The 2,068-nt window shown below is 59.4% G+C and carries 3 protein-coding genes and 1 tRNA gene; 3 read left to right on the forward strand and 1 reads right to left on the reverse strand.

Translation table 11 applies throughout. The features are described 5' to 3' along the window. Positions 1 to 448: MFS transporter (locus IQ273_RS32740; protein WP_194027248.1), on the forward strand; the 448-nt coding region annotated here is incomplete at its 5' end. A 49-nt stretch (positions 449 to 497) separates the two neighbouring features. On the opposite strand, the gene IQ273_RS32745 is transcribed toward IQ273_RS32740, so the two are convergent. Beyond that, positions 498 to 570 (reverse strand) — tRNA-Arg (locus IQ273_RS32745). Positions 571 to 618: 48 nt separating this feature from the next. On the opposite strand from IQ273_RS32745, the gene moaC reads away from it, so the two are divergent. Both moaC and IQ273_RS32755 read left to right on the forward strand, forming a co-directional pair. Then, complete coding sequence (gene moaC / locus IQ273_RS32750) at positions 619 to 1,134, forward strand: cyclic pyranopterin monophosphate synthase MoaC (RefSeq protein ID WP_194027249.1); 516 nt, start codon at positions 619 to 621, stop codon at positions 1,132 to 1,134. 97 nt (positions 1,135 to 1,231) lie between these two features. Further along, positions 1,232 to 2,035: an SAM-dependent chlorinase/fluorinase gene (locus IQ273_RS32755; protein ID WP_194027250.1), complete on the forward strand. Its 804-nt coding sequence runs from the start codon at positions 1,232 to 1,234 to the stop codon at positions 2,033 to 2,035. Positions 2,036 to 2,068: the final 33 nt, after the last annotated feature.

A 2,068-nucleotide genomic window follows, 5' to 3' on the forward strand; every position in this document is an offset into this window, starting at 1 on the left:
GGCCAGCGATCGCTACGGGCGGGGGCGGTTCATTACCGCCAGCCTGCTGATTTACAGTTTGGGCATGGGTTTGTTTTGGCTGGCCCGCAGCGCGCCGATGTTTTTGCTAGCCGGGTTTATTCAAGGGTTTGCGGGCGGTACCCTGATTCCCATGATTGCGGCACTCATGGGCGATCGCTCGACCGCCAGCGATCGCGGCCGCACCTTTGGCTTGGCTATGGTGGGCTTTGATATAGGCATTGCCCTGGCTGGCCCCATCTTCGGCACCATTGCCGATCAGCTGGGCTACCGGGGTATTTTTGGCCTTTCTGGCGTAATGACCCTGATCGGGCTGGTAATTTTTGCCACCGCCAATAGCAAAGATCTGCGCCACTCCCTTCGCTTTGCTCTGGGGCATGGCCAGGATGTCTACGCCATTGACCTGCCCCAAACGATCAAATCTCGCTAAATGAAAAAATCCCATTAAACGAACGTTCGTTTAATGGGATTTTTAAGAACGGGCGTGGAGGGATTCGAACCCCCGACCCCGTGGTCCGTAGCCACGTGCTCTATCCACTGAGCCACACGCCCCTGTGCAGGCTTTTTATACTAGCATGATCGTTTGCCAATTTTGTACCCATGCCAAATAATTCTGTAACGCCTGATTCCGCATCAGTTGGGCTAACTCATCTCGATGCTCAGGGGCAGGCCCACATGGTAGATGTGGCAGCTAAAGCTCAGACCGTCAGGCAGGCCGTCGCGGAGGCCGTTGTGGTCATGCAGCCCCAAACCCTGGCCACTATCGAGGCGGGCGATGCCCCTAAGGGCGACGTGCTGGGTACCGCCCGTATTGCTGGCATCATGGCCGCCAAGCAAACCGCCCACCTGATTCCCCTCTGTCACCCGCTGCCGATTCAAAAGGTGGAGGTGCAGATTGTGCCCGACCAAACCCTGCCCGGCTACCGCATTCAGGCAACAGTCAAAATTAAGGCCGAAACCGGGGTCGAAATGGAGGCCCTCACCGCCGCCACCATCGCGGCCCTCACCCTCTACGACATGGCCAAGGGGCTCGAAAAATCGATCGAGATTCGCTCTGTTCGCCTGTTGAGCAAAACCGGCGGCAAGTCGGGCGACTACCGAGTGGCGGAGCGTTAGGCCTCAGGCTTGAGCCTGCTCGCCGTTCTTGCACCTCCGCTCAGGGAACGGCGAAACCAGGAGAATTGCACACCGTCCTTTGCACCGCTGCGATCGCATGATCATTGCCCTGATCACTGACTTTGGCCTCCAGGACAGCTACGTAGGCGTAATGAAAGGGGTAATCGCCACGCTATCCCCCACGGCCCAGCTCATCGATCTCACCCACAGCATTCCCCCCCAAGATATCTACGCTGCCCGCTTCACGCTGCTGAGCGCCTACCCCTACCTACCCCCCGGCACCATCTACCTGGTAGTGGTGGATCCGGGAGTGGGCACTACCCGTCGGGCCGTGGCGGTGCAGACCAGCCACGGGTTTCTGGTGGGGCCAGACAATGGCGTGCTCAGCGGTGTTCTCGACAGCACGCCTGCCATAGGAGCCGTGGAATTGCTCAATCCTGACTACTGGCGATCGCCCCAGCCCAGCGTCACCTTCCACGGTCGCGATATCTTCGCCCCGGTGGCGGCGCACCTAGCCAACGGGGTGCCCATCGATCGCCTGGGGCCAGCTGTAGATCCTCAGTCCCTTATCACGCTGCCGCTGATGAGGTCTACGCCCACCGCCACGGGCTGGCAAGGCACTGTGCAATATATCGATCGCTTTGGTAACGCCGCCACCACCATCCCCGCTAGCGCCGTAGCATCTGACCACTGGACAGTAACTGTAGGAGAAACAACCCTGCCAGGGCTAAGAACCTACGGGGAAGTGCCCCCTGGCGAGGGGCTAGCTCTGGTAGGCAGCCACGGATTTGTCGAAATTGCGGTCAACCAGGGCAGCGCTCAGCAGCGCTTTGGGCTAGCGGTCGGCGATCGCATTTGCATAACCCATTCACGCATTAGGGACAGAAGCAAGTCACGTTGACCCATGCACCCATGCACCCATCCACCCATCCAC

The organism is Nodosilinea sp. LEGE 07298, assembly GCF_015207265.1.
Taxonomy (GTDB): domain Bacteria; phylum Cyanobacteriota; class Cyanobacteriia; order Phormidesmidales; family Phormidesmidaceae; genus Nodosilinea.

Excerpts from the sequence above, each read along its gene's own strand:
- moaC (WP_194027249.1), top strand. The coding sequence starts at position 619 with ATGCCAAATAATTCTGTAACGCCTGATTCCGCATCAGTTGGGCTAACT.
- IQ273_RS32755 (WP_194027250.1), top strand. The coding sequence starts at position 1,232 with ATGATCATTGCCCTGATCACTGACTTTGGCCTCCAGGACAGCTACGTA.